We start from the raw sequence: 26,977 nt of genomic DNA on the forward strand, positions 1-26,977 counted from the left end.
GTGCCGCAGGGCCCCGTCCCCGGATCCGTTCCGGGGGCGGGGCCCTCGGCGTGTCAGCGCCCGCGGATCTGGCTGGTGATCGTCGGGTCGGTGATCTCCGTGTCCTTCGCGAGCAGCACGGCCTTGCTGAGGATCACCGCCAGGGTCCGGTCGCCCTCGTACGGCAGGTAGCCCGCGTCCGGGGAGTCGCCGGCCTTGGGCACGATGCACAGGTACTGGTCGTTCGGCTCCATCAGGATGTTGCCCGAGCCCAGGTGGATCTTGTAGGTCCGCAGCTCGCCCTTGACGTGGAGGAACCGGCCATCCAGGGTGCAGCGGCCGGCGATCGCCAGCCTCGGCACCAGCCGCTCCAGCAGCGCCCGGCGGGTCTCGGCGCCCTGGCTCAGCTCGCCGAAGCCGTACGAGGTCCAGTACTCGCGGAACCGGCCCTCGGGGCCGCCGTCGGACCAGGTGGGGTCGTTGCCCACGCTGGCGACCCCGACGAACAGGTCCACGTCGCGCAGCACCTCGCTGAGCACCAGCTCGGGTATCTCCGTGAGCGGCAGCGGCTCGACCGGGTCCCGGCCGTCGCGCAGGTACATGGTGTACCCGCCGCCTCCGCAGTGCGCCCGGTTCTGCGGGGCGTCGATCGGGTAGAAGCGCACCTGGTCGGTGCTCAGCCGCAGATGGCTGCCGGATCCGGTGGTGTCGCCGTAGTGGTCCCCGCTGTCCTCCCCCTCGATCCAGTACTCGGCGCGCAGCCCCCACTGCGCAAGCTCGCGGACGGCGGGCGGGACGGAGTCGTCCACGGCGAGGCGCAGCTTGTTGCGCCAGCCGCGGGCGGCGGCCAGGGCGTGGAACTGGTGCTGGCGCAGGATGTGGCCGGCGAAGCGGTTGGAGTACCTGCCGGTGTTCCGCTCGGCGTCGGTGAGCGGGTACACCTCGCGGTGGGCCTGCTTGAACGGCTGGGTGATGCCGAGCCCTTCGAGCCGGTCGCGCACGGCGGCGACCTCGGCGGCCTCCCGGCCGATGGGGTGCCACAGCCGGACCTCGGCGTCGGCGGCGGGGCACAGGGGGTCGCCCGCGATCCCGCGGAGGTCGGTGCCGTCGTACACCGCCGGGGTGCCGGCGACCGTCCAGACGAGGCGGCGGGCGAGGGTGGCGACCAGCGGGTGGTCCAGGTACCGCGCGCGCCAGACCCCGTAGGTCCAGGTGCGGCGGGCGAGGAACTGCCGGTCGAGGCGCTCCGCCTGGGCCGAGAGCATCTTGTCGAGGTCCTTGACCGCCGCCTTGAGCTCCTTCAGCTCCTCGGCGTGGTCCTGGCGGACTGCGGCGGGGACGCCCTTGACCGCCTTGCCCGCGGCATTGCGCCAGGACAGCACCGCCTTCGGCCCGCGCACCTCCAGCAGGGCGGTGGCCTCCCCGAAGGGGAACTCGGCCCGCCCGGGCTCCGTGAGGCCGTACGCGGGCACGGCGAGCTCCTCGATCTCCTCCCGGCTCAGCCCGAGCGCCTCGGCGCGCGCCTCCAGGGCCGTGTCGATGATCTTGAGGGTGCCCTTGAACGTCACGCGGCTCGCCAGCCGGGCCAGCTCGGCGAGCGCCGCCTCGCCCTCGGTCCGGGACAGGGAGACGACACCGGCGTTGGCCAGCTTGGGGTTGCGCGGGCCCAGCCCCGGGATCTTGCGCAGGCAGGTCTCGACGAGCCTGCCGAGTGCGCGCGGTATCCCGGGGTGCGCGGGCAGCAGCGGCAGCAGCCAGGCCAGTCCGCGCAGCGCGTTGGCGTTGTAGGGGTCGAGCTGGTTCTCGTACCAGGTGTCCGTCAGGGGGAGGGTGCGCGGCCGGTCCACGAATGCGAGCCAGCCGGTGACGGCCTCGCGCAGGGCGTCGGGGCCGGCTCCGGTGTCCTCGATGAGCGCGCGGGCGGTCTTCTCCCACCTGGCGCCGGGCCGGGCGGTGGTGGCGGTGGCGGCGTGGGCGAGCAGCGCGGTCCAGCGCCCGTCGGCCATGGCCTCGTCGGCCCACAGCTCGCCGACGTTGAGGACGGGCTCGCTCAACTGCCCGACGGCGGCGTGTAGTTCGCCGACGCGGTAGGAGATCAGTGCGCTGCGCCGCAGGGTGGCCACGGCGGCGGGCGGTATGGTGCGCCCGGCGGCCAGCTCGCCCTGCACGCGCGTGGACCAGCCGTCGCCGTAGGTGTGATAGGTCCGCCCCAACTGCTCGAAGGCCTTCCGGGTCGCTTCGTCGAGGTCGACCGCCATGTCAGCCACCCACCAGTGCGACGAGCTTGAGGAAGGTGACCTCGGTGCCGAGCGGGAGGTCCATCTCCTCGTCCAGACCGGTGATCTGACGATCCCCCACCAGGACGAGGAAGCCGTTGCGTTCGAAGGCCTTGAGCGCCAGGGCCGTCTGTGCCTCGGGATCCACCCGGCCGCCCGGGGCGGCCGGGCGCACCAGGCGGTGCTTCCCGGCGCCGGAACCCCGCGCCGCGGACTCCGCCACCTCCTGAAATATCCGCCGCCGGATCAACTCGCGCAGCGCGAGCCGCTCTTCGGCGATTTCCATCTCCCAGCCGTCGCTGCGGCCCCCACCGGTCGTCTCGTCGACGAACATCACGCTTCCCATGTGCCTGACACTAGGAGCGGCCACTGACAATCGGGCAGTTCGGCCCCGAGGCCGGGCTACAGCACCCGCGCCCGCTGTGGAAGGATCCCCCATATGAGCGAGCAGCAGCCGAATCCGTACGCGAGCGACCCCAGCCAGGGCGGTCAGGGCGACTACCAGTGGGGCCCGGGCCAGCCCGCTTACGGCTACCCGCAGCCGGGCCAGCCCGGCTACGGCTACCCGCAGCCCCCGGCCTACCAGCCGACCATCGCCGGAGCGGGCCTCCCGGCCCCCGTGACCCCGCCGGCCCAGGCGCACGGCGGCTCCGGCTTCTCCCTCGGTGACATCACCGTCGTGGGGGACCAGATCATGACCCCGTCGGGCTCGATGCCGCTCAGGGGCGCGATGTGGAACGCCACCGACCTCTCGCGCACGGAGGAGAAGATCCCGGCGCACGCGATCGTGCTCGCCATCATCTTCTTCCTGTTCTGCCTGCTCGGCCTGCTGTTCCTCCTGATGAAGGAGAAGAAGACCACGGGCTACATCCAGATCACGGTGAACAGCGGCGGCCGCCACCACTCCACGATGATCCCGGCCACGGACCCGAACACGTACACGTGGGTCATGAACCAGCTCAACTACGCCCGCTCGCTGAGCATGTGATCGGTGGCGTCCCGGGCCGCGGTCCGGGACGATCGCCTGATGATCATTTCTCATGACGTGGCCGGGCCCCAGGACGGGCCGGCCGTCGTACTGCTGCACTCCTCCGTCTGCGACCGGCGGATGTGGGACCCCCAGTGGGCGCCCCTGGCCGCGGCCGGCCACCGGGTGGTCCGGGCGGACTTCCGGACCTGTGGCGACTCCCCCGCCGCCGAGGCCCCGTACAGCGACCACGGGGACGTACTCGACCTGCTGGACCACCTCGGGATCCGCCGGGCCGTGCTCGTCGGGTCCTCCTACGGCGGCCGGGTCGCGCTGACGGTGGCCGCGCTGGAGCCGACGCGGGTGGACGCGCTGGCGCTGCTGTGCCCCGGGCGCCCCGGGCACCGGCCGAGCCCCGGCCTGCGGGAGTTCGGGGCCGCCGAGGACGCCCTCCTCGACGCCGGGGACCTGGCGGGCGCGGCCGCGCTCAATGCCCGCCACTGGCTGGGCCCGGAGGCCGACGAGGAGACCCGGGCCTTCGTACGGGCCATGCAGCTGCGCAACTTCGAGGGCGCGGCGGCCGGCGCCGGATCCCACGAGCTCCCGGAGCCGGAGCTCGACCTGGCCGCGGTCACGGCCCCGACCCTGACCGTCGGCGGCGCCCACGACGCCCCGGACTTCCGCCTGATCGCGGCCGAACTGCCGTCCCTCGTACCCGGCGCCACCCACGTGGAACTGCCGTGGGCGGGCCACCTCCCCTCGCTGGAGCGCCCGCGGGAGATCACGCAGCTGCTGCTGGAGTTCCTGCACACGATCCGGTGAAGGATCCGCTTCCGGCGTGCGGGGCTGCCACCGCCCTACGATGATGCCCTCGACCCAGCCCACGGGAGGCCCGAGATGTCCGCAGCACCCGTCGAGTACCCCGCGTACCCGAACGAGGACCGGCCGCTGACCCTCCTCGAAGCGGCCAACAGGCTCATGGAGCAGGCCCCTGGCTACCGCGTCGAGATCATCGGAGGCCAGCTCACCGTGACGCCGCCCGCGGACCTGCCCCACTCCAGGGTGCTCAACAAGATCACGCGCCCATTCGTCGCGGCAGGACTGGACGACGGCGAGACGGAGGTGCACCAGGGCATCGGGCTGTGGCTGCCCGCCGGGCCGGACGACTACGCCATCCCGGACCTCGTCGTGGTCGACGCGGACAGCGATGAACACCTCGTCAAGAACAACTGCTACGACCCCGTGGTGTTCCGTCTCGTCCTCGAAGTGACGTCGAGCAACTACAACACCGACCTGCGGTCCAAGGTCGGCGCCTACGCGAGCGCCATGGTCCCGATCTACGTCATCGTCAACCGTCAGCACCAGCGGATCCACGTGCTGACCGACCCGCAGAACGGCGACTACGGCAGCCACCGCGTGTACGCATCCGGCGAACTGGTCACCCTGCCCGACACCCTCGGCGCGAAGGTCACGCTCGACGTGGACGAGCTCCTGACGGCGGGCCGGCCCCAGACGACGAAGCCCGCCCCTCCGGAGGCCTAGTTCTCCTCGGAGGGGCCGACAAGCGCCGCCGGGAGCGGTTCTGCGCCGCCGTGTGCACCCGTGCCTGGCACCATCCGATCCGGAATCAGCCCGGTGGATTCGGGCTGAACCGCAGGGCGTCGAGCCGTAGAGTTCGGCAGTGAACGCCGACGACGTCTGGCCGTTGCGCGCCCCCGCCGGGAGGAAACCGCATGCAGGACCCTTCGGACTCGATGGAGATCGCCGAGCCTGAGGAGAGCGGCCAGAGCAATACCGCCGACTCACCTGTTGCGGACGATCCGACACCCCACTCGGACAGCGACTCAACGACGGCATCGATGGTCCTGGCGGAGGTGCTCCCAGGGGTTGCTGTCGTCTTCGGTGAGGTCCCGGCGGAACTCAAGCTCGATGTGATCGACTTCGGGCTCGTCTCGGCCGCCGACCGCAAGCAGATCTCCACAGTCCTCGCCTCGATCGGAAACACGACGACCGTTGCCGGCAACCTCGGAAACGCATTCGCCAGCGTGCAGGGGCTCTACAGGATCAGCGACGCGACACAGGCCCTGCTGAAGGCCGGCGGAAAGCTCGCCATCAAGGATGGCGCGAACCTCGGAGCAGTGTTCTCCTCCAGTGGCCGCCTCACTGCTCAGGCCCGCTTCTTCCCGTTGACTGCGGTGAGCGCGGCGCAGATCGCGGCCACGATCGGGCCGGCACTGGCCATGGTCGCCCTTCAGATGCAACTGAGTGAGGTCACAGGCCTCGTCAGAACCAACATCGCGCTGACGAGCCAGGTACTCACGACCATCCGCCACGAGCAGTGGGCCGAGCTGAGGGCGCTCGTCGCCACCGTCGATCGCGCAGTTGACCAGGCGCGAGAGGTCGGATCGGTCCCGACGTCCCTGTGGGACACCGTCACGGGTAGTGAAGCGTCGCTGCGTAAGCAGCTTGACCTGTACCGACTGAACGTCGGCAATCACATCCGGCAGATCCCTCGGGTCGACACACATGGCCGCCGTGAGTATCTCGAGAAGAACGCCGAGGCAATCCTCTTCGACGCAAACGCCCTCCTGTCTTCCGTCAAGGCATGGACCGGATACCAGGCGCTCCACGCCGCGCGGGCGAGAGCCGCCGGACCCGAAGACGCCGGCGAGGCCCGGCTCGTCGACGCCATTGCGCGCCACACCGGCAAGGAGCTCGACTCCGCTCTCGCCGAGACGACGAGCCTCGTCGACTCGCTGACGCGGGAGCTGCGAATCATCGCCGAGCTCCCCGGACGCGACACACTGCCACTGCCCGGGAAGCGGAGGGACTCGATTGCAGCCCGCCAAACCTCCGCCCGTCTTCTGGAGGCGATCGAACCTCTTGCCGATGCTCTCCGTCCGCCAGCCCCTCCGCTCGAGGCTCCGGGTGTCGTCTGCGCACCCAAAACGCTGGATCTCGAGTCGTACCTTCGCATCCTGCGATGGTTCCTCGAGGACGGTGAGACCCTACGTGTCCTCGGATTTCCCGATCAGCTCGATGCTCTCGGTCCGATTTCTGCGATCTTCGGCGGAGCGAAGGAGAAGGTGGCGGCAGCGAGGGACAAGGTGGCGGCAAAGACACTGGTCGCCGTCACGGATCGCCGCATCATCACGGCCAAGACGAACGCATTCCTTGAGCAAGGCGAGATCCGTCGGGACATCCCGATTGACCGGGTGCGATACGTCCGAGCAGCGACCACACAGGACAGAAGCGGGCGCCTGGCGATCGACCTCATCACGCGCGACGAGAACATCCGGTGGCTCTTCCACGCTGACCTCGGCGCCACTCAAGTGGACGCGCTCGCCGCCGTGCTCGCCGAGTCGATGACGATCCCGGACGTTGAACGCGATGAGCTTCAACGGCGGCGCCACGCGCCCATCGAGGCGGGCAAGAAGGGCGAGAGCACTGGCACGAGGTCTACGGAACCGACTGGATCCGAGGCCACGACCTGCGATGCCGAGTAGGCCTCGAGCCAATTAACCCATTGCTTGAACTTGTTCAAAAACAGGTCTACAGTCAGTCCTGCCATCGAGTTGAACACGTTCAAGGGGGCTGAGGGCAATGGACCTCACCGTGGTCGCGTACGTCATCTACCTGCTCATCAGCATCGGGCTCACCGTCTGGGTGGCCCGCACGCTCAGCCACAACGGGCGCATCTTCATCGCCGACGTCCTCCAGGGCAACGAGAAGCTCGCGGACGCCGTCAACCAGCTCCTCGTCGTCGGCTTCTACCTCGTGAACATCGGCTTCGTGACCCTGTACCTGCGCTCGAGCGAGGAGATCGACACCGCCCGCGGCCTCTTCGAGGCACTGTCGGTCAAGCTCGGCGTCGTCCTGCTCGTCCTCGGCTTCATGCACCTGTGCAACGTCTGGGTGCTGAGCAAGATGCGGCGCCGCGGGATCATGGAGCGCCAGCAGACCCCGCCGGTCGCCCCGCAGGGGTGGACCGCTCCGGCCGGGGCCTGACCGATGGCCCCGGGCGCGCCGGTCACCCGGCGCCTCACGGTCCTGTACGACGCGAACTGCCCGCTCTGCGTCCACATCCGGCACTGGCTGCTCGCGCAGCCCTGGCTGGTGCCGCTCCGGCTGGTGCCCGCCGCGTCCTTCGAGGCGCAGCGGCAGTTCCCGCAGCTCGACCACGCGTCGACGCTGCGGGAGATCACCGTCATCGGGGACGCCGGGCAGGTGTGGACCGGAACCGACGCCTTCATCGTGTGCCTGTGGGCACTGGCCGAGCACCGGCCGAGGGCGAACTGGCTCGCCACCCCGGCCGGACGGCCGTTCGCCAGGGCGGCCATGTTCACGGCGGCCAGGTGGCGGGAGGCCGTACGGGACGGGAGCGGCGTCGCGGACGACGATGAACCGGCCTGTGACGAGCAGTGTTCCGCGCCCCGATAGGCTCGTGCACCGTGACTGATCAGAAGGCTCCCAAGAGTGAGCAGACCCGCACGCTCATCCTGGAAACCGCGCTCCGGCTCTTCCAGGAGCGCGGTTTCGACAAGACGACGATGCGCGGCATCGCCAAGGAGGCCGGGGTATCGGTCGGCAACGCCTACTACTACTTCGAGTCGAAGGAACACCTGGTCCAGGGGTTCTACGACCGGATCGGCGCCGCCCACCTGGCGGCGGTCCGGCCCATCCTGGCCAGCGAGAGCGACCTGCAGAAGCGGCTCGCGGGCGTACTGACGAGCTGGCTGGACATCGCCGCGCCCTACCACGAGTTCGCCTCGCAGTTCTTCAAGAACGCGGCGGACCCGGAGAGCCCGCTCAGCCCCTTCTCCCCGGAGTCGGAGACCGCGCGCAAGCAGGCGATCGACATGCACCGCGAGGTGCTGGCGGGCGCGAAGACCAAGGTTCCCGAGGAACTGGCCGACGTACTGCCGGAGCTGATGTGGCTCTCGCAGATGGGCCTGGTCCTCTACTGGGTCTTCGACCGCTCACCGAACAGCGAGAAGACCCGCCGCCTCGCCGAGCGCGGCGCGCAGCTCACGACCCGGGGCATCGTCCTGGCCCGCTTCCGCGTGCTGCGCCCGCTGGTGCGCGAGGTCCACGAGCTCTTCGCGGACTTCCTGCCCGGCATGGCCCAGACGGCGGTCTCCAGGAAGCGCGCCTCGGACCCCGACCCCGACCCCGATCCCGGCCCCGGCCCCGACCGGGCCTGACGCCCTACAGCCAGTCGAGCTCCCACAGGCGCCAGACGCCCGTGCCGTCGGAAAGGTACTGGGCGCCGGTGACGGCCTCGCGGGACATCACGTAGTCCTTCTTCTGCCAAATGGGCAGCATCGGGACCTGCTGGGCGACCAGCTTCTGCAATTCGCGGAAGTCGGCGGCCGCCTCGGCGCGGTCCGAGAAGGACTGGGTGCGGGTGATCAGATCGCCGATGGTCTTGTCGGCGAAGCCGTTGTTCATGGAGGAGTCGGCGCCGACGAGCGGGGCGACGAAGTTGTCCGCGTCCGGGAAGTCGGCGATCCACCCGATGGTGTAGGCGTCGAACTCGCCCGCCGCATAACCCTTCTGGAAGTCGCTCCACTTCTCCACGGGCTTGATCGTCAGCTGGAAGAGCCCGGTGGACTCCAGCTGCCTCTTGATCTCTTCGGCCTCGGCGACGTTCGCCCCGCGCACGTTGACCCCGAGGCCGACGTGGACCGGGGTGGTGATCCCGGCGTCCTTGAGGAGCTTCTTGGCGGTGGCGCCGTTGGGCGCCGGGTACGCGTCGAAGAACGGCGTGCTGTGCGCGGCGATGCCCGCCGGGACCAGGGAGTACAGCGGGGTGACCGTGCCCTTGTAGATCTGGCCGGCCAGCGCGGAGCGGTCCAGGACGGCGGCGACGGCCTGGCGTACGGCGGGCTGCGCCACGGTGGAGCCGGGGCGGACGTTGAAGACCATGCTGCGGGTCTCGGTGCCGCCGGACGCCTGGTAGCGGGTGTCCTTCAGGCCCGGGTTGAGGCCGGCGAGCACGGCGGGCGGCATGTCGCGGTGGGCGACCTCGATCCCGTGGTCCTGCCAGGCCGCGTCGAGCTGGGCGGAGTCCTTGAAGTACTTGACGGTGACGGCCCCCTTGGCGGGCTTGCCCTGGCCCTTGTACGCGTCGTTCGGCTTGAGCTCGGCGCTCGCGCCGGCCGTGTACGAGGCGAGGGTGAAGGGGCCGGAGCCGTCGATCTTGACGCCCTCGCGCAGGGCGTTGGCCGGGTACTTCTCCTTGTCCACGATCGAGGCGGCGCCCGTCGCGATCTTGAAGGGGAAGGTGGCGTCGCGCGCGGAGAGGTTGAAGGTCACGACGCGTCCCTCGGCCTTGACCGACTCCAGCGTGTTGAACAGCGGCGCCGGGCCCTGGTCGGAGTTGATCGCCTTGATGCGGTCGAAGGAGTGCTTGACGTCCTCGGCGGTGATCGGGCGCCCGGAGGAGAACTTCACGTCCGGGCGCAGCTCGCACTGGTACGTGGTCAGCTTCTGCCCGATGAACTTGCAGGCGGACGCGGCGTCGGGGAGGGGGGTGTCCGAGCCGGGCCGCATGGTCAGCAGCGACTGGTAGACGTTGCTGAACAGGGCCCAGGAACCGGCGTCGTAGGCCCCGGCGGGGTCGAGGGAGGACACCACGTCGCTCGTCCCGACGCGGATGGCGGTGCCGCTCCCCCGGCCCTCCTCGGGCAGCAGCTGCCAGGCGCCGGCGCCGGCCACGGCGACGAGCAGCCCGGCCGCGAGCACTTTCGAGCGGACAGACCGCAACATCCTTGACCCCACCCCACGTCGTCGCACACCGCGATGCGCGACCCGACCTCCGATTACCGGACAGCCAATCACGGAAAATCAGCCTCGGGAAGGCCGATTCTCGGGGTGTCGCTGCCGGTTGGGGCCGTTCAGGCCTGATATGAGGCGAGTTCCACGACTGTGATGTCGGACGGCGCCCCGACCCGGACCGGCGGCCCCCACGCACCGGCTCCGCGGGACACGTAGAGCTGGGTGTCCCCGTACCGCTCCAGGCCCGCGACGGTGGGGTTGGCGAGCGCGGCGACGTGGTTGCCGGGCCAGAGCTGACCGCCGTGGGTGTGGCCGGAGAGCTGGAGGTCCACGCCGTGCCGGACGGCGTCGTGGATGACCACCGGCTGGTGGGCGAGGAGGACCGCGGTACGGGTGCGGTCGCGGTCGCCGAGGGCCGCCCGGAAGTCGGGGCCGTGGCCCTCGCTCTCCCCCTGGACGTCGTTGACCCCGGCGAGGTCGAAGTACGCCAGCGCGCGGCGCGCGTTCTCCAGCGGGGTCACGCCCAGCTCGCGGACGTGGTCGACCCACTGCTGCGCGCCGGAGAAGTACTCGTGGTTGCCGGTGACGAAGTACGAGCCGTGGCGCGCGCGGAGCCGGCGCAGCGGCTCGGCGGCCGGGCCGAGGTCGTGGACGCTGCCGTCGACGAGGTCGCCGACGATCGCGATGAGGTCGGGCTGGGTCCCGTTGACGGCGTCCACGATCCGCTGGGTGTGCGCGCGGCCGAGCACGGGCCCGAGGTGCACGTCACTGACGACGGCGATCCGGAACCCGTGCGCCGCCCGCGGCAACTTGGCCAGCGGCACCTGGACCCGCTTGACGCGCGGCCCGCGCAGCACCCCGTACGCCCCGTTCCCGACGGTGCCGCCCGCCACGGCCACAGCCGCCCCGCCGAGCACCCGCGCGACGAACACCCGCCGATCCAGCTCCGGCGCACCACTCAGCCCCGCCGGCGCTTGAGGCGCGGGGTCCGGGGCGGAGCCCCGCGGCACCGCCGGGGCCGCGGCCGGGGCCGGGGCCGGGGCCGGGGCCCGGGCCGTCCCCGCGTACCGGCGGAGCCACACGGCTCGGACGGGCTCGGCCACCGCCATCGCCATCGCCAGATACAGCAGCACCGCCAGCCACAGGTACCCCGGCCACGCCACCACCCGCTCCAGCCAGAACGGAACCCCCGCCCGCCCCGCGACGAGCGCCGCCAGGGCCAGCACCGGCAGCGCCACGGCCACGACCGTGCCCGCGCGCCGGCCCGGGCCGCCCGGGGCCGTCGTATCGCGGACCAGGCGGACCCACAGCCAGCGGTGGACCAGCCCGAGGAGGGCCAGTACGACGGCCACCGCGACCACCACCAGCACGATCGTCACGCCGCGGCGCCCGTACGTGATTCACGCCGCAGCGCCCGCACCCCACGCAACCCGATCACTCCGACGGCCGTCCCCAGGAGAAAGGACGACACAGCCAGGAGAAGGTGTACCCAGAAGTACGCCGTCGGGTCACCCGTCGCGTCGAATGCCAGACCACTGCCGTTCTTCCACAGGTTCCGGACGAAAGACACCCAGATGAACCAGCTCCACACGCCGAAGGCGAGCAGGAACCAGGAGGCGGCACGGCTGAGTCTCATGCCCCCAGTATCTGGTCCGTCCCCGGTACGGACGCGACGGGGTGGGCTGACCCGGCGGTGGTTGCGGCGGGTTGGCCGGTCCGTGACGGCGCACAGCCGGTCGGGATGTACTTTCACCTGCGTGTCTGCCAGTAAGACCGCGCTGACGGTCCTTTCCGCCGCACTGCTGGTCCCCGCGATGCTCGTGACGCCCGCCCACGCCGCGCCGACGCCGACCCCGCCGGCGGACGGGAAGGGGCAGCCGCCCAAGGCGCTCGCCCCGCCCGCCTCGATGTCCACGGTCGGCGGCGCCTCACTCGGACAGCCCGGCACCCAGGTGAACCTGCTGCCCGGCGCGCCCGCCCTGCCCGCGAACCTGACGGGCCGGTCGTGGATCGTGGCGGACGCCGAGACCGGCAAGGTCCTGGCCGCGCACAACGCGCACTGGCGGCTCCCGCCCGCCTCGACCATGAAGATGCTCTTCGCGGACACCGTGCTGCCGACCCTCCCCAAGGACCAGGTCCACAAGGTCACCGAGCAGGAACTGTCCGATGTCGGCGCGGGCTCCAGCCTGGTCGGGGTCAAGGAGGACCACGAGTACTCCGTCCACGACCTGTGGCTCGGGGTGTTCCTGCGCTCAGGCAACGACGCCGTGCACGTGCTGTCCGCCATGAACGGCGGCGTCGACAAGACCGTCAAGGACATGCAGGCGCACGCCGAGGAGCTCCAGGCCCTCGACACGCACGTGGTCTCCCCGGACGGCTACGACGCGCCCGGCCAGGTGTCGAGCGCGTACGACCTCACCCTCATCGCGCGCTCGGGCCTGCAGAAGCAGGACTTCCGGGAGTACTGCGGCACGTCCAGCGCGAAGTTCCCCGGCCGGCAGGAGGCCGGGAAGCCGCGCGACTACTTCGAGATCCAGAACACCAACCGGCTGATGACGGGCGCGGGCGGCATCTCCCCGTACAAGGGCATCGCCGGGGTCAAGAACGGCAACACGACGATGGCGGGCTCCACCTTCACCGGCGCGGCCCAGCGCGGTGACAAGAAGCTGCTGGTCACGGTGATGAACCCCGGCGCCGGTGGCGTCAACTCCGTGTACGAGGAGACCGCGGACCTCTTCGACTGGGGCTTCGCCGCGCAGGGGAAGGTCAAGCCGGTGGGCGAGCTGGTCCCGCCGAAGAGCGCGGACACGACCTCGCAGGGCTCCCCCGCGCAGTCGCACGAGAACAACGCGTCGGCGGCCGGTGGGGGCGCCGGCGGCGGGATCGGCACCGCCCTCGGCATCGCGGGCGGGGCGCTCGCGGTGCTCGCGGGCGGGGCCTTCGCCGTCAACCGCCGCTGGCCGCGGGGGCGCCGGGGTCGCGGGTCGGCGTGATGGGCCCGGCCTCCGCGGCGGCGGGACCCGGCTCCTGCTCCGGGTCCTGGGCCCCGTCGCCGTCCGCGTCGTCGCGGCTCGCCGTCCAGGCCGCGCAGAAGAGCAGCAGCTTCGCCGTGAAGTTGATCCACAGCAGCAGGGCGATCGGCACGCCGAAGGCCCCGTACATGCTCTTTGCGGCGACCCCGCGCATATAGCCGCTGAGCAGCAGTTTCAGCAGCTCGAAGCCCGCCGCGCCGATGAGCGCGGCCTGGAGCAGGCGGCCGCGCGGCGGTTCGACGCCGGGCAGCAGGGTCAGGACGTAGAGCAGCAGCAGGAACGCGGCCAGCACGCCGACGAGGAAGGCCCCGGCCCGCAGCAGCGCACCCCCCGCACCGTCCTGCGGGATGCCCAGCCAGCCGCCGAGGCGGCCGACGGCGCTGGAGCCCACGATCGAGGCGGCGGCCGAGCCCAGGCTCGCACCGCCGAGGCCGATCAGGACGAGCGTGTCCTTGCCCTTGCGCACGAAGGGGTTGCCGTCGTCCTCGTCGTCCTTCTCCCACACCGCGCGCAGGCAGTCCCGCATCGAGCCGACCCACCCGATGCCGGTGAAGAGCAGCACGGCCCCCGCCACCAGCCCGATGGTGCCCGCGTTCGCGACGAGGGCGTCGAGGTCGAGCTGGTCGGAGATGCCGGGGACCTGCTCGGCGAGGTTGTGCTGCAAGCGCTCCAGTTGCTCCTTGCTGAGCAGCGCGGCGCCGACGGCGGCGGCCACGGTGATCAGCGGGAAGAGCGCGAGGAAGCTGATGAAGGTGATCGCGGAGGCGAGCCGGGTCCAGTGCACGCGATCGAGCCGCTGGTACGAACGCCACGCGTGGGTCCGCATCAGGGCGGCCACCAGGGGCCCGATCGCCGGGAGTTTCCTCAGCCAGTCCATACCGTCACCGTAAATGAGCTGTCGGAAATGGCCGGGATTGCCGCCGCTGGGGACTACGGTCGTCGTTTGTGACTTTTCGCCCGACGGCTCGCCCGTTCCATGCCCTGGTCCTGCGCAGGATCGGTTTCCGGCTCAGGTTCCGGTACAGATTCCTGCGTCAGTCGAGGACGGCGGCGGTGTCGGTCGGTGACCCGAGCTGTGCCGGTACTCCGGTCGGGCCGCTGCCGAAGGGGTACTCCCGGAGCTTGCGCCAGACCCCGTCGGAGCCCTGCTCGTAGAGGGCGAATCCGCCGCAGAGCCAATCCGCGGAGTACTCCGCGAGCGCGCTGAACGCCAGGTCCATCGCCTCCTCGGAGATCCCGTGGGCGACCGTGACGTGCGGGTGGTACGGGAACGCCAGCTCGCGGCTGAGCGGACCCTCGGGGTCGCGGACCCGGCCCTGGAGGCGGGTGCAGCTCGTGGCGCCCTCGACGACCTTGACGAAGACGACCGGCGAGAGGGGGCGGAAGGTGCCCGTGCCGGCCAGCCGCATCGGGAAGGGGCGGCAGGACGCCGCCACGTCGGCGAGGTGGGCGCGGATCTCCGGAAGCCGCTCCGCCTCCACCTCGGTGGGCGGCACGAGGGTGACGTGCGTGGGGATGCCGTGCGCGGCTGCGTCCCCGAAGCCCGCGCGCCGCTCCTGGAGCAGGCTGCCGTACGGCTCCGGGACCGCGATCGAAACGCCGAGCGTTACGGTCCCCACGAGTCTCTCCTCCGTCGTCGTTCCGGTCGTCGGGCGCTGCCTGGGTGCCGGCTGCGCGCTGCCTGTGTGAGTGCTGCCGCCCCAGTGTGGCGCCAGCACCCCCCAGATCGCCAGGGCCCTCTTTCGCTCAGTGCTTCGCGGGGAGGAGTCCGAGCCTGTCGTAGGCCTGCGCCAGGGTCTCCGCGGCGACCGCCCGAGCCTTCTCCGCGCCCTTGGCCAGCAGGGAGTCCAGGGTCTCCGGGTCGTCCAGGTACTCCTGGGTGCGCTGCTTGAACGGTGTGACGAAATCGACCATCACACCGGCCAGATCGGTCTTGAGCGCGCCGTAGCCCTTGCCCTCGTAGCGGGCCTCCAGGGCGGGGATGCTCTCGCCCGTGAGCGTGGAGTAGATCGTGAGCAGGTTGCTGACGCCGGGCTTCTCCACGGCGTCGAAACGGATCACGGCCTCGGTGTCGGTGACCGCGCTCTTGATCTTCTTCTCGGTGGCCTTGGGCTCGTCGAGGAGGTTGATCAGGCCCTTGGGGGAGGACGCCGACTTCGACATCTTGATCGACGGGTCCTGGAGGTCGTAGATCTTCGCGACCTCCTTGACGATGTGCGCCGCGGGGAGGGTGAAGGTGTCGCCGAAGCGCTGGTTGAAGCGCTCGGCCAGGTCGCGGGTCAGCTCGATGTGCTGGCGCTGGTCCTCGCCCACGGGCACGGCGTCCGCCTGGTAGAGCAGGATGTCGGCGACCTGGAGGATCGGGTACGTGAAGAGGCCGACGGTGGCGTTGTTCGCACCCTGCTTGGCGGACTTGTCCTTGAACTGGGTCATCCGGCTGGCCTCGCCGAAGCCGGTGATGCAGTTCATGACCCAGCCGAGCTGCGCGTGCTCGGGGACGTGGCTCTGGATGAAGAGCGTGCAGCGCTCGGGGTCGAGCCCGGCCGCGAGGAGCTGCGCGGCGGAGAGCCGGGTGTTGGCCCTCAGGTCCTTCGGATCCTGCGGCATGGTGATCGCGTGCAGGTCGACGACCATGTAGAAGGCGTCGTGCGTGTCCTGCAGGGCCACGTACTGGCGGATGGCTCCGAGGTAGTTCCCGAGGTGGAACGAACCGGAGGTGGGCTGGATGCCGGAGAGCGCGCGAGGACGATCAGAAGCCATGGCTTCATTCTCTCAGGTGCGGGGCGGGGCTCCGCCCCTGCGCTGGCCGGATCCGGGCGGGGCCCGGCCCGGGGCCGCCCCCGCGCCCCGGGCGGCGCGGGCGGCCGCGCCCGTACTCGCGCGTAGCCGCGCGGCCGGATCTTGCCCGAAGCAAGCGACCGCTTTCCCCGCAGCCCCGCCCGGCCGGCCACGCGGGCAGAGCTGCAAAGATCAGCCCCGCCCGCGTGTGAGGCGGCGCCGCAGGGTTACGGCTGCGGCAGGCCCGGGGCCGGGAAGGCGGACATCAGGTCCGCGACCTCCGCACGGATGGCGGCGAGGGCCGGCTCGTCGGACTTCGCGGCCGCGTCCACCGCGCGGGAGATCCAGTCGGCGACCAGCGGCATGTGGTCGACCCCAAGGCCCCGCGACGTCAGCGACGGCGTACCGATCCGGATCCCCGAGGGGTCGAACGGCTTGCGCGGATCGAACGGCACCGTGTTGTAGTTCACCACGATCCCCGCCCGGTCCAGCGCCTTCGCCGCGACCTTGCCCGGGACGTCCCGCGACGTCAGGTCCATCAGGATCAGGTGGTTGTCCGTACCGCCCGACACCAGGTCGAAGCCCCGGGCCAGCAGCTCCGCGGCCAGCGCCTTCGCGTTGGCGACGACCGCGTGCGCGTACGACACGAAGGACGGCTGCGCCGCCTCGTGCAGCGCCACCGCGATACCGGCCGTCGTCTGGTTGTGCGGGCCGCCCTGGAGGCCGGGGAACACCGCCTTGTCGATCGCCTTCGCGTGCTCCGACCGGCACATCAGCATCGCGCCGCGAGGACCGCGCAGGGTCTTGTGCGTGGTCGTGGAGATCACGTCCACGTGCCCCGCCGGGGACGGGTGCGCGCCGCCCGCGATGAGGCCCGCGATGTGCGCCACGTCCGCCACCAGGATCGAGCCCGCCTCCTCGGCGATGGACGCGAAGGCCGCGAAGTCGATCGTCCGGGGCAGCGCCGTGCCGCCGCAGAAGATGATCTTCGGCCGCTCGGCCAGCGCGAGGTCGCGCACCGCGTCGTAGTCGATGAGCCCCGTCCCGGCCGAGACCCCGTACTGCACGCCCCGGAACCACGAGCCCGTCGCGGACACGCCCCAGCCGTGGGTCAGGTGCCCGCCCATCGGCAGGGCCATGCCCATCACCGTGTCGCCGGGCTTCGCGAAGGCGAGGTACACCGCCAGGTTGGCCGGCGAGCCGGAGTACGGCTGCACGTTCGCGTGGTCCACCCCGAACAGGCCCTTGGCCCGCTCGACGGCCAGCGCCTCGACGCGGTCGATGTTCTGCTGGCCCTCGTAGTACCGGCGGCCGGGGTAGCCCTCGCTGTACTTGTTCTGCAGCACCGTGCCGGAGGCCTCCAGCACCGCCGCGGACACGTAGTTCTCGCTCGGGATCAGGCGCAGGGTCTCGGCCTGCAGGGATTCCTCCGCCGCGACGAACGACGCCAGTTCGGGGTCGGTCGCGAAAAGGGCGGGATGGGCGGGGTGGGCGGACGGCTGGCGCGCGGTCATGGCGGCTCCTCCGGGGTCGATGTCAGGTCTCGTCCCCGCGAGGCCCAGGCGAGCGGCCCTGTGTGCGGTGTCGTGCCCGCACGACTCCCCCGGAGTCGGTTCTCCGTGCGCCAGTCGTCGTGCGTACCGGCCACCTTAGCGGGCGCGCCACGAGAAAGGTTTCTCCGTCCGGTATACGAGCGAGGATGGAGGGTGACGCCACCCTCGTCACAGGCCTGACGGACGATCGGAGACCCCGTGTCGACAACTGCAGATGCCATCCGTTCCGCCGACGCGCACAGCGCGCACAACTACCACCCGCTGCCCGTCGTCGTCGCGACCGCGGACGGCGCGTGGATGACCGACGTGGAGGGCCGCCGGTACCTGGACATGCTGGCGGGCTACTCGGCCCTCAACTTCGGCCACGCGAACCGCCGCCTCCTCGACGCGGCCCGCGCCCAACTGGAGCGGGTCACGCTCACCTCCCGCGCCTTCCACCACGACCGCTTCGCCGACTTCTGCACCGAACTCGCCGCGCTGTGCGGCAAGGAGATGGTGCTCCCCATGAACACGGGCGCGGAGGCCGTGGAGACGGCCGTGAAGACCGCCCGAAAGTGGGGCTACGAGGTCAAGGGCGTCCCGGACGGCCACGCCAAGATCGTGGTCGCGGCCGACAACTTCCACGGCCGCACGACGACGATCGTCTCCTTCTCCACCGACCACGAGGCCCGCGACCACTTCGGGCCGTACACCCCGGGCTTCGAGATCGTCCCGTACGGGGACCTCACCGCGCTCGCCGCGGCCGTCACCGAGAACACCGTGGCCGTACTGCTGGAGCCGATCCAGGGCGAGGCGGGGGTCCTCGTGCCGCCCGCCGGATACCTGCGCGGCGTACGGGAACTGACGCGCGCGCGGGGCGTCCTGTTCATGGCGGACGAGATCCAGTCGGGCCTGGGCCGCACCGGCAGGACCTTCGCGTGCGAGCACGAGGAGGTCGTCCCGGACGTGTACATCCTCGGCAAGGCCCTCGGCGGCGGGGTCGTGCCCGTCTCGGCGGTCGTCGCCGACCGGGACGTGCTCGGCGTGTTCAAGGCGGGCGAGCACGGCTCCACCTTCGGCGGCAATCCGCTCGCCTGTGCCGTGGCCCTGGAGGTCATCGCGATGCTCCGCACCGGCGAGTTCCAGCAGCGCGCCACCGAACTCGGCGACCACCTGCACCGGGAGCTGAACCTGCTGGTCGGCGGGGGCGCGGTGACGGCCGTACGGGGACGCGGGCTGTGGGCCGGCGTCGACATCGACCCGGCGCTCGGGACCGGCCGGGAGATCTCCGAGAAGCTGATGGGGCTCGGGGTGCTGGTGAAGGACACCCACGGTTCCACGATCCGGATCGCGCCGCCGCTGGTGATCACCAAGGAGGACCTGGACTGGGGCCTGGACCAGCTCAGGTCGGTGCTGTCCGCCTGATCAGAGGATGCCGCGTCTCACAAGATGACGTGGGGCAGGAAGCGGGCGTACTCGTCCGTGACCGGCCCCGCCGATTCGCGGATGCCGAGCCCCGCCGCCTCGTCCTCGACGACCCACGCGCCGAGCACCACCCGGTTGCCGTCGAAGTCGGGCAGCGGGGCGAGGCCCTGGAAGCAGTACGCCTCCCCCTCCGCCGGGACGAACGGCTCGCCGCTCCCGTCCGCCGGGTGCAGCGTCACCCCGGCGCCCTCGCGCCCCAGCAGCGGCTTCGCGACGTACCCGGCAGCGCCGGCCTCCGCGAGCTCGCGCGGTCCGTCGAGGTAGGCGGGCAGCAGGTTCGGGTGCTCCGGGAAGAGCTCCCACAGGACCGCCAGCAGCGCCTTGTTGGACAGCAGCATCTTCCACATCGGCTCGATCCACACGGTCGAGCCGGAGCCGCCGCCGTGGTCGTAGGTGCCGAGGACCTGCGGGCCGAACTCGTCGGCGGCCAGCCATTCCCACGGGTAGAGCTTGAAGCAGCTGCGGATGAAGCGCAGCTTCTGGTCCACGAACCGGCCGGACAGGCTGTCCCAGCCGATCTGTTCGACGGACAGGGCCTCGGTCTCCAGGCCCGCCTGCTCGGCGGTCTCCTGGAGGTAGGCGACCGTCATCAGGTCCTCGCCGAGCTCGTCGGTCTCGGAGTGCGCGAAGTGCAGCGGGCCGGGCGGGAGCAGCTCCGCCTGCCGGCGCCAGGCGTCGACGAGGCGCTCGTGCAGGGAGTTCCACTGGTCGGCGCCGGGGAAGCGTTCCTCCATCCAGAACCACTGCGGACTCGCCGCCTCCACGAGGGAGGTCGGGGTGTCGGCGTTGTACTCCAGCAGCTTCGCCGGGCTGCCGGAGCCGTCGTAGCGCAGGTCGAACCGCCCGTACAGGGAGGGCTGTTCGGCGCGCCGCCGCCAGGACTCGGCGATGCGGCCCGCGAGCTGGGGGTCGGTGATGCCGAGGTCCGCGAAGCGGTCGTGCTCGACGATGTGCGCTGCGGCCGCCAGGCACATGGCGTGCAGTTCCTCGACGACGTTCTCCAGCGCCTCGACCTCGGGGAGCGAGAAGGAGTAGTACGCGCTCTCGTCCCAGTACGGGCGCAGGGTGTCGTCGGGGTAGCGGGTGAGGGGGTAGATCAGCCCCTGTTCCTCCACCGTCCGCTGCCAGTCCGGGCGGGGCTCGATGGTGTGGCGTTCCATCGGGGATCAGCCGCCGCTGGAGCCGGTGTGGCTGCCGCCGCCGATGCCGCCGCGGGTGACGGCCGACTTGTCGAAGCTGCCGCCGCTCACCCGGTTGTTGGCGGTGCTGCCGCCGTAGTAGTACGAGCCGCGGCCGCCGCTCTTGCACTCCTTGGTGTTCAGCTTCTCCATCGTGACGCGGTCGGCGCAGCGCTTGTCGGGCTCGTTGCTGCTGCCGCAGGCGACCAGGGCGGCCGCGAGCAGGCCCATGCCGCCGAGCGCGACGGTGCCGGAGCGCATACGGCGCTGGTTGGTACTGCTGCTGGTGTCCATCTGTGGCGGCTCCCCTGGTGGCGTGCTGCCGACAGAGTAGAGCGGTGCCCCGGATCGATGGAATCCGGCCGTTGTCACACCCGGCTCATACCCTTCACCTACAGTCGGTTCGTGCTCATTGGGATGATTTGCGCGCTCGGTGCGGCGGTCTGCTTCGGTACGGCGTCGGTCCTCCAGGCGGTGGCCGCGCGGGCGGCGGAGCCGGGTACCGGCTCGGGAGTGGACACCGCCCTGCTGCTACGGGCCCTGCGCCAGTGGCGGTACCTCGCCGGACTCGGGCTGGACGGGGTCGGCTTCGTCCTGCAGATCGTGGCGCTGCGGCACATCCCGATCTACGCGGTGGGGGCGGCGCTGGCGGCCAGCCTCGCGGTCACGGCGGTGGTCTCGGCGCGACTGCTGGGGACGCGGCTGAGCAGGAGCGAGTGGGCCGCCGTCGCGGTGGTCTGCGCGGGACTGCTCATGCTCGGGCTGGCGTCCGGGGAGGAGGGCTCCGGGGAGGGGTCGCTGGAGCTGAAGCTGGGACTGCTGGCCGTGGCGGGCCTGGTACTGCTGGTGGGAGCGGTGGCGGGCGGGCTGCCGGACCGGCCCCGGGCCCTGGTGCTGGGCCTCGCGGCCGGCACCGGCTTCGGGGTGGTGGAGGTGTCCGTCCGCCTCATCGACGGGCCGTCGCTCACCAACCCGGCGCTGTACGCACTGCTGCTGGGCGGGGGCGCCGGCTTCCTGCTGCTCACCTCGGCCCTGCAGCGCGGCTCGGTGACGGCGGCGACCGCCGGGCTGGTGCTCGGCGAGACGATCGGCCCGGCGGCGGTGGGCGTGATCTGGCTCGGCGACCGCCCCCGCGAGGGACTGGCCTGGCTGGCGGTGACGGGCTTCGCGGTGGCCGTCGCCGGAGCCCTGGCCCTGGCCCGCTTCGGCGAACCCCCGGCCGAGGAGCCGGGCGCGACCTCTTAGGGCAGCGCCGCCACCAGCGCGGCCAGGGTCGCCGACCAGGCGCTGATCGGCGGGGTCCCGTACCCGACGACCAGTGCCTCGCGGGGCGGGACCACCGCGTCCGGGTGCCGGAAGGACGACAGCGGGTGCACGGCCAGGTCCTGCCAGGCCGCCGACCGCATCACCTCGCGCTCGGTGCCCGGCGGCAGGTCCAGCACCGCGTGCAGCCCCGCCGCGATGCCCGAGACCTCCACCCGGCCCGAGACGGCCGCGACCAGCTCGTCCCGCCGCCGCCGGTAGCGCGTCCGCATCCCCCGCACGTGCCGGTCGTACGCGCCGGAGCGGATGAACTCCGCGAGGGTGAGCTGGTCCAGCGCGCTGGAGGTCCAGTCGACCCGCCCCTTCATCGCCAGCACCTCGTCCAGCACCGACGGCGGGACGACCATCCAGCCCATCCGCAGCCCGGGCGCCAGGGACTTGCTCGCCGTCCCCAGGTACACCACCCGGTCCGGGTCCAGCCCCTGCAGGGCCCCGACCTGCTGGCGGTCGTAGCGGAACTCCCCGTCGTAGTCGTCCTCCAGGACCAGCCCGCCCGTGGTCCGCGCCCAGTCCACCACCGCCGTCCGCCGCGCGGGGGTGAGCGCGGCGCCCGTGGGGAACTGGTGCGCCGGCGTCAGCAGCACCGCGCCGGCCTCGGAGGGCAGCTGCGCCGTACGGGCCCCCGCGCCGTCCACGGCCATCGCGCGGGTCCGCAGCCCCGCCCCGGAGAGCAGCCCCCAGTGGATGTCCAGCCCGTACCCCTCCACCGCCACCTCCCGGACCCGCCGGGCCTTGAGCACCCGCGCCAGCAGCATCAGCCCGTGCACGAAGCCCGCGCAGAGCACGATCCGCTCCGGGTCCGCGTACACCCCGCGCGCCCGCGCCAGGTACCCGGCCAGCGCCTCGCGCAGCTCGACGCGCCCGCGCGGGTCGCTCCCGTACCCGAAGGCCTCGTTCGGGGCGTCGGTCAGCGCCCGCCGGGCCGCCGACAGCCAGGCCGCGCGCGGGAATCCGCTCAGGTCCGGGGTGCCCGGCAGCAGGCTGTACGAATGCCCCGGCCGCGCGGGACGGCGTACCGGCGCGGCCTGCGCGCTGCGCCGCGGCCGGGCCCGCTGCGCGACCCGCGTACCGGAGCCCTGGCGGGCCGTCAGCCAGCCCTCGGCGACGAGCTCGGCGTACGCCTCCGCGACCGTGTTCCGGGCGATCCCGAGGTCGGCGGCGAGCGAGCGCGAGGAGGGCAGCCGGGTCCCCGGGGCCAGCCGCCCGCTGCGCGCGGCCTCGCGCAGCGACTCGGCGAGCCCGGCCCGCAGGCCGCGCCCGGGGGTGAGTTCCAGATGCAGGTCCGCGCCGAAAGTGGCCCACGATTCCGTCATGGAGATGGACCATATCGGTGGTCCGCCTGCTTCGTAGGGTGGGGACATGACCACGCACCAGCACCCCGCCGAGACCGTCCCCGAACAGGCCCCCCGCATGCAGTGGGCCAAGGCCGCCCCCGAGGTCTACAAGGCCGTCTACGCCCTGGAGGTCGCCTCCCGGAAGGGCCTGGACCCGACCCTGGTCGAGCTCGTGAAGCTCCGCGCCTCGCAGCTCAACCACTGCGCGTTCTGCCTGGACATGCACACCAAGGACGCGCTGGCGGCGGGCGAGAGCGTGGAACGGATCGTGCTCCTCGGCGCCTGGGAGGAGTCGCGCCACTTCTACACCGAGAAGGAGCTCGCGGCCATCGAGCTGACGGAGGCCGTGACCGTACTGACGGACGGCTTCGTCCCCGACGAGGTGTACGAGCGGGCCGCGAAGCACTTCGAGGAGCAGGAACTCGCCCACCTGATCGCCCTGATCGCGACGATCAACGTCTGGAACCGCTTCGGCGTCACCACCCGCATGACCCCGGGCCACTACAAGGCAGGCACCCACAAGGCCTGACGGGCGGTCGTGGACACACGGAGAACGCCCCGGCGGGCAGGCCCGCCGGGGCGTTCTCCGTGAAGCGGTGGAGCGGGTGGCTCCGGTGGAGCAGGTGGCTCCGGTGGATCAGATCAGGCCGAGCTCGCGGACCGCGTCGCGCTCCTCGACGAGCTCCGCCACGGACGCGTCGATGCGCGTACGGGAGAACTCGTTGATGTCCAGGCCCTGGACGATCTCGTACTTGCCGTCCTTGGTGGTGACGGGGAAGGAGGAGATGATGCCCTCCGGGACGCCGTAGGAGCCGTCCGACGGGATGCCCATCGAGGTCCAGTCGCCCGCGGCGGTGCCGTTGACCCAGGTGTGCACGTGGTCGATGGCGGCGTTCGCGGCCGAGGCGGCGGAGGACGCGCCACGGGCCTCGATGATCGCGGCGCCGCGCTTGGCGACGGTCGGGATGAAGGTCTCGGCGAGCCACAGCTCGTCGCTGACGACCTCGGCGGCGTTCTTGCCGGCGATCTCCGCGTGGAAGATGTCCGGGTACTGGGTGGCCGAGTGGTTGCCCCAGATGGTCAGACGCCTGATGTCGGAGACATCGGCGCCGGCCTTCTGCGCGAGCTGCGAGATCGCCCGGTTGTGGTCCAGACGGGTCATCGCGGTGAAGCGCTCGCGCGGTACGTCCGGGGCGGCGGCCTGCGCGATGAGCGCGTTGGTGTTGGCCGGGTTGCCGACGACGAGGACCTTGATGTCGTCCGCGGCGTGGTCGTTGATGGCCTTGCCCTGCGGCTTGAAGATGCCGCCGTTGGCGGAGAGCAGGTCGCCGCGCTCCATGCCCTTGGTGCGCGGGCGGGCGCCCACGAGCAGGGCTACGTTCGCGCCCTCGAAGCCCTGGTTCGGGTCGTCGAAGATGTCGATGCCCTTGAGCAGCGGGAACGCGCAGTCGTCGAGCTCCATGGCGGTGCCCTCAGCGGCCTTCATGCCCTGGGGGATCTCCAGAAGACGGAGCTTGACCGGCACGTCCGCGCCGAGCAGGTGGCCGGACGCGATGCGGAAGAGCAGCGCGTAGCCGATCTGGCCGGCGGCGCCGGTGACGGTGACATTCACGGGAGTGCGGGTCATGGCCTTCTCCGTTAGACAGCTGGCGGTGGGGCGTCCCCGCCCCATGTGCTGGGAGGACGCCGCTCCCCGACCCTGTAAATCTTGACGTGAAGAGACATCCGCGGTCAGGCTATCCGACCCGGGACCGGGCCAACCCCCCGGTCCGTGTGGTGCGTGGCACACGGACCGGCGGTTCGAAGGCCCGGCGGCCCGATTCCCCCTGCGTTTCGGCAGTTCGCGGGCGTTCCACCCCGAAGATCGGCCCGTTTCGGGGGCTTCGGGTTCACCCGGTGGACACGGCTCGTGCGGTCACGGCGCTAGCGCACGGTGAAGCGGACCGCGCTCTCCAGGAACGGGATGTCCAGCAGCGCCTTGGGCTCCATGGCCAGCGCGAGCAGCGTGATCGCCACGCCCAGCAGCCCGTACGTGACCATGTCCGTGAAGCGGGAGCGCACCGCGAGCATGCCCACGGACGGCAGTATCCGCCGCAGCACCGCCGCCGCGATCAGGGCGATGCCGATCAGCAGGCAGCCGACGCGCGGGTGCCCCGTCGCGGTGGACAGCAGCCCTGCCGCGGTCGCCGCGAGCACCGCGAGCATCGGCCACTGGCGGGCCGGTGCGGGGGCGTCCCCGGGCGCGGCGCGGCCGCCGCCCTCGGGGCGGGCGGTGTCCTGCGTGACGGAGGGGAAGCGCCGCGACTTCGCGGCGCCGGCCTCGGCGTCCGCCGTCTCGGCAGCCGCAGCCCCGGCGTCCGCCTTGTCGGCGGACGCCGCATCGGCGGCCGCGGGTGTCTTCGGGGCCCGTCCGGACGGCGAGGCCTCCGGCGCGGTCCCGCTCGTGCCGCCTGTCCCGCCTGTCCCGCCTGTCCCGCCCGTGGCTCCCGTGCCGCCCGTGGCGCCGTCCGGGGTCGGGTCCGCCGCGCGCTCAGCCCGCACTGGTGTCGGTCCGTTCGGCGGCCTCGACGACGTTGACCAGCAGCTGGGCCCGGGTCATCGGGCCGACTCCACCCGGATTCGGGGAGATCCAGCCCGCGACCTCGGCGACCCCGGGGTGCACGTCGCCGACGATCTTCCCCTTCTCGTCGCGGCTGACGCCGACGTCCAGCACGGCCGCGCCCGGCTTCACGTCCTCCGGCTTGACCAGGTGCGGGACACCGGCCGCCGCGACGATGATGTCCGCCTGGCGCAGCAGCCCGGAAAGGTCTCGCGTACCGGTGTGGCACAGCGTCACGGTCGCGTTCTCGGACTTGCGGGTGAGCAGCAGGCCGATGGAGCGGCCGACGGTGATGCCGCGGCCGAGGACCACGACGTGCGCGCCGTTGATCTCCACGCCGTGGTGGCGCAGCAGTTCGACGATCCCGTACGGGGTGCAGGGCAGCGGGCCCGGCTCGTTCAGCACCAGCCTGCCCAGCGACATCGGGTGCAGGCCGTCGGCGTCCTTCTCCGGGGCCATCAGCTCCAGGACGCGGTTGGTGTCGATGCCCTTGGGGAGCGGGAGTTGGACGATGTAGCCCGTGCACTCCGGGTTGGCGTTGAGCTCCCGTACGACCGCCTCGATGTCCTCCTGGGAGGCCGTCGCGGGCAGTTCGCGCTGGATGGAGGCGATGCCGACCTCCGCGCAGTCCTTGTGCTTGCCGTTGACGTACCAGCGGCTGCCCGGGTCGTCGCCGACCAGCAGGGTGCCGAGGCCGGGGGTGATGCCCCGGGTCTTGAGCGATGCCACGCGGGCGGTCAGTTCGGACTTGATCGCGGCTGCGGTGGCCTTGCCGTCGAGAATCTGGGCGGTCATGGGTCCATCCTCCCGGATGAAGTGGTCCTGGTTCCAGTCGCGCCCTCCATTGCACTTGCACAACAAGTCACCGGCCGGTCGCACACCGGCTGGACAAGTCCGCTCCGGCCGGACGACGATGGCCGAAAGAGTTGCCGCGAGCAGTGCCGGGGGGCGGGCCGCATACCGAACGCAGTGATCCTCCGCGCGTGCCGTGCGTCCCCGCACTTCCACGGAGGAACACCCCAGATGAGCTTCGGCGACCCGAACAACCCGTACGGGCAGCAGCCGCAGGGCCAGCCCGGTTACGGCTACCCGCAGCAGGCCCCGCAGGGCGTCCCGCCCCAGGGCGGCTACGCCTACCCGCAGCAGCAGGCCCCGGCGCCCCAGGGATACCCGGGCTACGCCGCGTACCCGGTCGCCCCCGGCGGCTACCCGGGCATCCCGGTGCAGATGCCGGGCCTGATGAAGACCGCGCGCGTCCTGCTGTTCATCATCGGCGGCCTCCAGCTGATCGGCGGCGCCCTGGCGATCCTCGGCGGGGTCATCCTCTCGTCGGAGGTGTCGAACTCGAGCGGCGAGCTCACGGGCGGAATCATCACCGCCATCGGCATCGCGGTGGTCGCCTTCGCCCTGCTGCCCATCATCCTCGGCATCAGGTTCGCCAAGGGCCGGGGCGGCGTCCGCGTCATGACGATCATCTACGCGGCGCTGGGCCTCCTGGGCAGCCTCGGCAACATCGGCACCGCCGTCGGCAGCGACCACGCGGTGGCGATCGCGCCGGCGGTCTTCGGCGCGGGCATCGGCCTGACCATCAGCGGCATCATCCTGGCGTCCATGGTCAACAACAGCGCCACCGTCTGGTTCAAGCGCCCGCGCTACTGAACCCGGACCCCGGCCCGGCAACGGCGAAGGCCGCGTCCCGCAGTCTGCGGGACGC

At 71.6% G+C, this 26,977-nt stretch carries 27 protein-coding genes and 1 riboswitch; of the genes, 12 read left to right on the top strand and 15 right to left on the bottom strand.

The genetic code is table 11. The features are described 5' to 3' along the window. Positions 1-53: 53 nt before the first annotated feature. Complete coding sequence (locus ACFWBF_RS18565; protein ID WP_385602565.1) at positions 54-2,237, bottom strand: DUF4132 domain-containing protein; 2,184 nt, start codon at positions 2,235-2,237, stop codon at positions 54-56. A 1-nt stretch (position 2,238) separates the two neighbouring features. Beyond that, a complete protein-coding gene (locus tag ACFWBF_RS18570; RefSeq protein WP_385602568.1) occupies positions 2,239-2,601 on the bottom strand; it encodes a hypothetical protein in 363 nt (120 codons plus the stop codon). A 93-nt stretch (positions 2,602-2,694) separates the two neighbouring features. Between ACFWBF_RS18570 and ACFWBF_RS18575 the strand changes: the two genes are divergently transcribed. From ACFWBF_RS18575 to ACFWBF_RS18605, 7 genes are all read left to right on the top strand, one after another. Then, entirely contained in the window at positions 2,695-3,243 is a 549-nt protein-coding gene (locus ACFWBF_RS18575; protein WP_385602571.1) for a hypothetical protein, read from the top strand. A 39-nt stretch (positions 3,244-3,282) separates the two neighbouring features. Further along, positions 3,283-4,044 (top strand): alpha/beta fold hydrolase, encoded by a 762-nt coding sequence (locus tag ACFWBF_RS18580; protein WP_385602573.1) that lies wholly within the window; start codon positions 3,283-3,285, stop codon positions 4,042-4,044. A 75-nt stretch (positions 4,045-4,119) separates the two neighbouring features. Further along, positions 4,120-4,764 carry a Uma2 family endonuclease gene (locus ACFWBF_RS18585; protein WP_385602576.1) on the top strand — a complete coding sequence of 215 codons (645 nt, stop codon included), beginning with the start codon at positions 4,120-4,122 and terminating at the stop codon, positions 4,762-4,764. A 212-nt stretch (positions 4,765-4,976) separates the two neighbouring features. Continuing rightward, positions 4,977-6,728, top strand: a complete 1,752-nt coding sequence (locus ACFWBF_RS18590) for a hypothetical protein (RefSeq protein WP_385602579.1) — start codon at positions 4,977-4,979, stop codon at positions 6,726-6,728. 97 nt (positions 6,729-6,825) lie between these two features. Then, positions 6,826-7,230: a hypothetical protein gene (locus ACFWBF_RS18595; protein ID WP_385602582.1), complete on the top strand. Its 405-nt coding sequence runs from the start codon at positions 6,826-6,828 to the stop codon at positions 7,228-7,230. A 3-nt stretch (positions 7,231-7,233) separates the two neighbouring features. Continuing rightward, a complete protein-coding gene (locus ACFWBF_RS18600) occupies positions 7,234-7,662 on the top strand; it encodes a thiol-disulfide oxidoreductase DCC family protein (RefSeq protein WP_385602585.1) in 429 nt (142 codons plus the stop codon). A gap of 11 nt (positions 7,663-7,673) precedes the next feature. Beyond that, complete coding sequence (locus tag ACFWBF_RS18605; RefSeq protein WP_385602588.1) at positions 7,674-8,426, top strand: TetR family transcriptional regulator; 753 nt, start codon at positions 7,674-7,676, stop codon at positions 8,424-8,426. Between the two features lie 4 nt (positions 8,427-8,430). Here the strand turns inward: ACFWBF_RS18605 and ACFWBF_RS18610 are convergent, their stop codons facing one another. The 3 genes from ACFWBF_RS18610 to ACFWBF_RS18620 all read right to left on the bottom strand — a co-directional run bounded on the left by ACFWBF_RS18610 (position 8,431) and on the right by ACFWBF_RS18620 (position 11,638). Continuing rightward, on the bottom strand, positions 8,431-9,990 hold the full coding sequence (locus ACFWBF_RS18610) for an ABC transporter substrate-binding protein (protein WP_385602657.1): 1,560 nt from the start codon (positions 9,988-9,990) through the stop codon (positions 8,431-8,433). Between the two features lie 131 nt (positions 9,991-10,121). Continuing rightward, positions 10,122-11,381, bottom strand: coding sequence for a metallophosphoesterase (locus ACFWBF_RS18615; protein ID WP_385602591.1), 1,260 nt, complete (start codon positions 11,379-11,381; stop codon positions 10,122-10,124). Beyond that, the gene (locus ACFWBF_RS18620; RefSeq protein ID WP_385602593.1) at positions 11,378-11,638 is read right to left on the bottom strand and encodes an SCO4848 family membrane protein; all 261 of its coding nucleotides are present in this window, start codon (positions 11,636-11,638) and stop codon (positions 11,378-11,380) included. Before ACFWBF_RS18620 ends, ACFWBF_RS18615 begins: the two co-directional genes overlap by 4 nt. A gap of 121 nt (positions 11,639-11,759) precedes the next feature. Between ACFWBF_RS18620 and ACFWBF_RS18625 the strand changes: the two genes are divergently transcribed. Further along, positions 11,760-12,995 carry a D-alanyl-D-alanine carboxypeptidase family protein gene (locus ACFWBF_RS18625; RefSeq protein ID WP_385602596.1) on the top strand — a complete coding sequence of 412 codons (1,236 nt, stop codon included), beginning with the start codon at positions 11,760-11,762 and terminating at the stop codon, positions 12,993-12,995. On the opposite strand, the gene ACFWBF_RS18630 is transcribed toward ACFWBF_RS18625, so the two are convergent. The 4 genes from ACFWBF_RS18630 to glyA all read right to left on the bottom strand — a co-directional run bounded on the left by ACFWBF_RS18630 (position 12,949) and on the right by glyA (position 17,326). Continuing rightward, complete coding sequence (locus ACFWBF_RS18630) at positions 12,949-13,911, bottom strand: YihY/virulence factor BrkB family protein (protein ID WP_385602599.1); 963 nt, start codon at positions 13,909-13,911, stop codon at positions 12,949-12,951. The two genes, ACFWBF_RS18625 and ACFWBF_RS18630, sit on opposite strands and share 47 nt — an antisense overlap. Before the next feature lie 157 nt (positions 13,912-14,068). Next, entirely contained in the window at positions 14,069-14,653 is a 585-nt protein-coding gene (locus ACFWBF_RS18635; protein WP_385602602.1) for a 2'-5' RNA ligase family protein, read from the bottom strand. Positions 14,654-14,780: 127 nt separating this feature from the next. After that, the gene (gene trpS, locus ACFWBF_RS18640; RefSeq protein ID WP_385602605.1) at positions 14,781-15,794 is read right to left on the bottom strand and encodes a tryptophan--tRNA ligase; all 1,014 of its coding nucleotides are present in this window, start codon (positions 15,792-15,794) and stop codon (positions 14,781-14,783) included. A gap of 245 nt (positions 15,795-16,039) precedes the next feature. Then, positions 16,040-17,326: a serine hydroxymethyltransferase gene (gene glyA / locus ACFWBF_RS18645; protein WP_385602608.1), complete on the bottom strand. Its 1,287-nt coding sequence runs from the start codon at positions 17,324-17,326 to the stop codon at positions 16,040-16,042. 35 nt (positions 17,327-17,361) lie between these two features. Beyond that, positions 17,362-17,454, bottom strand: a riboswitch (ZMP/ZTP riboswitch). A gap of 109 nt (positions 17,455-17,563) precedes the next feature. Between glyA and rocD the strand changes: the two genes are divergently transcribed. Further along, positions 17,564-18,769, top strand: coding sequence for an ornithine--oxo-acid transaminase (gene rocD / locus ACFWBF_RS18650; RefSeq protein ID WP_385602611.1), 1,206 nt, complete (start codon positions 17,564-17,566; stop codon positions 18,767-18,769). A gap of 17 nt (positions 18,770-18,786) precedes the next feature. Here the strand turns inward: rocD and ACFWBF_RS18655 are convergent, their stop codons facing one another. Further along, positions 18,787-19,989 (bottom strand): glutathionylspermidine synthase family protein, encoded by a 1,203-nt coding sequence (locus ACFWBF_RS18655; protein WP_385602614.1) that lies wholly within the window; start codon positions 19,987-19,989, stop codon positions 18,787-18,789. Between the two features lie 6 nt (positions 19,990-19,995). After that, on the bottom strand, positions 19,996-20,301 hold the full coding sequence (locus ACFWBF_RS18660) for a hypothetical protein (RefSeq protein ID WP_385602617.1): 306 nt from the start codon (positions 20,299-20,301) through the stop codon (positions 19,996-19,998). Between the two features lie 123 nt (positions 20,302-20,424). Here ACFWBF_RS18660 and ACFWBF_RS18665 point away from each other — a divergent pair, with 123 nt between their 5' ends. Continuing rightward, positions 20,425-21,252: a hypothetical protein gene (locus ACFWBF_RS18665; protein WP_385602660.1), complete on the top strand. Its 828-nt coding sequence runs from the start codon at positions 20,425-20,427 to the stop codon at positions 21,250-21,252. On the opposite strand, the gene ACFWBF_RS18670 is transcribed toward ACFWBF_RS18665, so the two are convergent. Continuing rightward, positions 21,249-22,643 carry a PLP-dependent aminotransferase family protein gene (locus ACFWBF_RS18670; RefSeq protein WP_385602620.1) on the bottom strand — a complete coding sequence of 465 codons (1,395 nt, stop codon included), beginning with the start codon at positions 22,641-22,643 and terminating at the stop codon, positions 21,249-21,251. The two genes, ACFWBF_RS18665 and ACFWBF_RS18670, sit on opposite strands and share 4 nt — an antisense overlap. Positions 22,644-22,689: 46 nt before the next feature. Here ACFWBF_RS18670 and ACFWBF_RS18675 point away from each other — a divergent pair, with 46 nt between their 5' ends. Continuing rightward, positions 22,690-23,193, top strand: coding sequence for a carboxymuconolactone decarboxylase family protein (locus ACFWBF_RS18675; protein WP_385602623.1), 504 nt, complete (start codon positions 22,690-22,692; stop codon positions 23,191-23,193). A gap of 108 nt (positions 23,194-23,301) precedes the next feature. On the opposite strand, the gene ACFWBF_RS18680 is transcribed toward ACFWBF_RS18675, so the two are convergent. From ACFWBF_RS18680 to ACFWBF_RS18690, 3 genes are all read right to left on the bottom strand, one after another. Next, positions 23,302-24,291, bottom strand: coding sequence for a malate dehydrogenase (locus ACFWBF_RS18680; protein ID WP_385602626.1), 990 nt, complete (start codon positions 24,289-24,291; stop codon positions 23,302-23,304). 296 nt (positions 24,292-24,587) lie between these two features. Further along, positions 24,588-25,205, bottom strand: coding sequence for a DUF3017 domain-containing protein (locus ACFWBF_RS18685; RefSeq protein WP_385602629.1), 618 nt, complete (start codon positions 25,203-25,205; stop codon positions 24,588-24,590). After that, positions 25,195-26,058, bottom strand: a complete 864-nt coding sequence (locus tag ACFWBF_RS18690) for a bifunctional methylenetetrahydrofolate dehydrogenase/methenyltetrahydrofolate cyclohydrolase (protein WP_385602631.1) — start codon at positions 26,056-26,058, stop codon at positions 25,195-25,197. Before ACFWBF_RS18690 ends, ACFWBF_RS18685 begins: the two co-directional genes overlap by 11 nt. A gap of 228 nt (positions 26,059-26,286) precedes the next feature. On the opposite strand from ACFWBF_RS18690, the gene ACFWBF_RS18695 reads away from it, so the two are divergent. Further along, complete coding sequence (locus tag ACFWBF_RS18695; protein WP_385602633.1) at positions 26,287-26,922, top strand: hypothetical protein; 636 nt, start codon at positions 26,287-26,289, stop codon at positions 26,920-26,922. Positions 26,923-26,977 lie beyond the last annotated feature (55 nt).

Origin of the sequence: Streptomyces sp. NPDC060028 (assembly GCF_042736725.1) — a bacterium.
Taxonomy (GTDB): Bacteria; Actinomycetota; Actinomycetes; order Streptomycetales; family Streptomycetaceae; genus Streptomyces.

Excerpts from the sequence above, each read along its gene's own strand:
- ACFWBF_RS18565 (WP_385602565.1), bottom strand. The coding sequence starts at position 2,237 with ATGGCGGTCGACCTCGACGAAGCGACCCGGAAGGCCTTCGAGCAGTTG.
- ACFWBF_RS18570 (WP_385602568.1), bottom strand. The coding sequence starts at position 2,601 with ATGGGAAGCGTGATGTTCGTCGACGAGACGACCGGTGGGGGCCGCAGC.
- ACFWBF_RS18575 (WP_385602571.1), top strand. The coding sequence starts at position 2,695 with ATGAGCGAGCAGCAGCCGAATCCGTACGCGAGCGACCCCAGCCAGGGC.
- ACFWBF_RS18580 (WP_385602573.1), top strand. The coding sequence starts at position 3,283 with ATGATCATTTCTCATGACGTGGCCGGGCCCCAGGACGGGCCGGCCGTC.
- ACFWBF_RS18585 (WP_385602576.1), top strand. The coding sequence starts at position 4,120 with ATGTCCGCAGCACCCGTCGAGTACCCCGCGTACCCGAACGAGGACCGG.
- ACFWBF_RS18590 (WP_385602579.1), top strand. The coding sequence starts at position 4,977 with ATGGAGATCGCCGAGCCTGAGGAGAGCGGCCAGAGCAATACCGCCGAC.
- ACFWBF_RS18595 (WP_385602582.1), top strand. The coding sequence starts at position 6,826 with ATGGACCTCACCGTGGTCGCGTACGTCATCTACCTGCTCATCAGCATC.
- ACFWBF_RS18600 (WP_385602585.1), top strand. The coding sequence starts at position 7,234 with ATGGCCCCGGGCGCGCCGGTCACCCGGCGCCTCACGGTCCTGTACGAC.
- ACFWBF_RS18620 (WP_385602593.1), bottom strand. The coding sequence starts at position 11,638 with ATGAGACTCAGCCGTGCCGCCTCCTGGTTCCTGCTCGCCTTCGGCGTG.
- ACFWBF_RS18630 (WP_385602599.1), bottom strand. The coding sequence starts at position 13,911 with ATGGACTGGCTGAGGAAACTCCCGGCGATCGGGCCCCTGGTGGCCGCC.
- trpS (WP_385602605.1), bottom strand. The coding sequence starts at position 15,794 with ATGGCTTCTGATCGTCCTCGCGCGCTCTCCGGCATCCAGCCCACCTCC.
- glyA (WP_385602608.1), bottom strand. The coding sequence starts at position 17,326 with ATGACCGCGCGCCAGCCGTCCGCCCACCCCGCCCATCCCGCCCTTTTC.
- ACFWBF_RS18655 (WP_385602614.1), bottom strand. The coding sequence starts at position 19,989 with ATGGAACGCCACACCATCGAGCCCCGCCCGGACTGGCAGCGGACGGTG.
- ACFWBF_RS18660 (WP_385602617.1), bottom strand. The coding sequence starts at position 20,301 with ATGGACACCAGCAGCAGTACCAACCAGCGCCGTATGCGCTCCGGCACC.
- ACFWBF_RS18665 (WP_385602660.1), top strand. The coding sequence starts at position 20,425 with ATGATTTGCGCGCTCGGTGCGGCGGTCTGCTTCGGTACGGCGTCGGTC.
- ACFWBF_RS18670 (WP_385602620.1), bottom strand. The coding sequence starts at position 22,643 with ATGACGGAATCGTGGGCCACTTTCGGCGCGGACCTGCATCTGGAACTC.
- ACFWBF_RS18675 (WP_385602623.1), top strand. The coding sequence starts at position 22,690 with ATGACCACGCACCAGCACCCCGCCGAGACCGTCCCCGAACAGGCCCCC.
- ACFWBF_RS18680 (WP_385602626.1), bottom strand. The coding sequence starts at position 24,291 with ATGACCCGCACTCCCGTGAATGTCACCGTCACCGGCGCCGCCGGCCAG.
- ACFWBF_RS18690 (WP_385602631.1), bottom strand. The coding sequence starts at position 26,058 with ATGACCGCCCAGATTCTCGACGGCAAGGCCACCGCAGCCGCGATCAAG.
- ACFWBF_RS18695 (WP_385602633.1), top strand. The coding sequence starts at position 26,287 with ATGAGCTTCGGCGACCCGAACAACCCGTACGGGCAGCAGCCGCAGGGC.